The following is a 1,386-nucleotide window of genomic DNA, read 5'->3' as shown; positions in this document are numbered from 1 at the left end:
CGGGGCCGCCGCCGTGCAGGAGCAGCAGGGGCGGGCCGTCACCGGTCTCGGCGACGAAGATCTTCTTGCCCGCGACGTCGAGCAGGGACTCGCGCATCGACGGCAGTTGGGTCTGTGTGGTCATGGTGTCCTCGCTGAGTGGATCACTGTCTGGATCATCGGGCGGATCATTGGAGGGATCGCTGGGGGAGGGGTTGCTGGGGGCGGATCACTGGCTGGTGGTCGCGGTCGGGCGCGCCGCTGGAGTGAACCCGCCTGGGGGTGGCGGGAGTTGGGCACCCGCGGGAGCGGCCGCGTAGACGTAGGCGTCCGGGCGCAGGGCGAGCGTGGCCGCGCGGTGCCGGGCCAGCCAGGGCAGCAGGACGCCGTCGCTGTCGACGAGGGTGCCCTCGGCCGGCCGGGACCCGGCGGGCGTGATGGTGAGCGAGGGGACGCCCTGCCGGTCCCACGCGGGCTGGGGCGTGACCGATCCGGAGTGCAGGAGCAGCCAGCGGTTGCCGAGCACGTCGTCCAGCCGTACGCGCAGTCCGTCGGGCCCGGTCACCCAGGGCTGGGGGATCTGGAGGCCGGACGCCTTGGTGCGGGGGCGGGCCTGCAGGCCGGTGGCGTAACGGGCGACGGGTATCCAGTTCGAGTCCTGCAACCAGTTGCCGAAGCCCGGCACACGGTTGAGGACCCGCAGTCCGGAGTTGCGCACCGCGGCGACGGGCCGGCGCCGCTCGGTGATGATCCGCCCGACGAACACCGCGCGTCTGGTGACTTCCCTGACGTGCGGTTTCCGTTCGGCCTCGTAGCTGTCGAGCACGGTCTCGGGGAGTTCGCCGCGCAGGACGGCGTCGAGCTTCCAGCACAGGTTGGCCGCGTCGCGCACCCCGGCGGCCATGCCCTGGCCGATCCACGGCGGCATGGCATGGGCGGCGTCACCGGCCAGGAAGACCCGACCCACCCGGAATCGCGCAGCGAAGCGGACATGGTGGCTGTAGACGGTGGCCCGCAGGATCCGGATGCTGTCCCGGCTGATCCCGTACCTGGCCACGAGTGCGTACACCGCCTCGTCGGTGGTCAGGTACGTCTCGTCGTCGCCCGGCAGGATCGGGAACTCCCAGCGGTGGTGGCCGAGCGGGGTGGGACAGTCCACGGCGGGCCGCGCCGGGTCGCAGTGGAAGCGCAGCCGGTCGTGGTCCGGCCAGGGCTTGATCATCTCGGTGTCGATCACCACCCAGCGGTCCTCGTACGTGCGCCCCTCGTAGCCGACGTTCAGCTGCGAACGGATCAGGCTGGAGCCGCCGTCGGCCGCGATCACGTACGAGGCGCGCAGCCGGTGCACGGAGTCGTCGGCCGTGCCGACCACCGTCAGTTCGACGCCGGCCCCGGCCCCGTCTGCGG

1 protein-coding gene and 1 pseudogene are annotated in these 1,386 nt (G+C 72.3%); both read right to left on the bottom strand.

Annotated features, from left to right (window positions below):
- Window positions 1–124, bottom strand: a pseudogene (locus AOK17_RS53450) (2-hydroxy-6-ketonona-2,4-dienedioic acid hydrolase); the annotation flags it as partial.
- Window positions 125–208: 84 nt separating this feature from the next.
- Window positions 209–1,386, bottom strand: a 1,178-nt coding sequence (locus tag AOK17_RS47540) for an FAD-dependent monooxygenase (RefSeq protein ID WP_055618826.1), incomplete at its 5' end; no start/stop codon positions are given.

It is taken from the genome of Streptomyces phaeochromogenes (genome assembly GCF_001418655.1).
In the GTDB taxonomy this organism is placed as follows: domain Bacteria; phylum Actinomycetota; class Actinomycetes; order Streptomycetales; family Streptomycetaceae; genus Streptomyces; species Streptomyces phaeochromogenes.
Note: the sequence above shows the minus strand (reverse complement) of the source record. Positions and strands in the feature narration are given on the sequence as shown.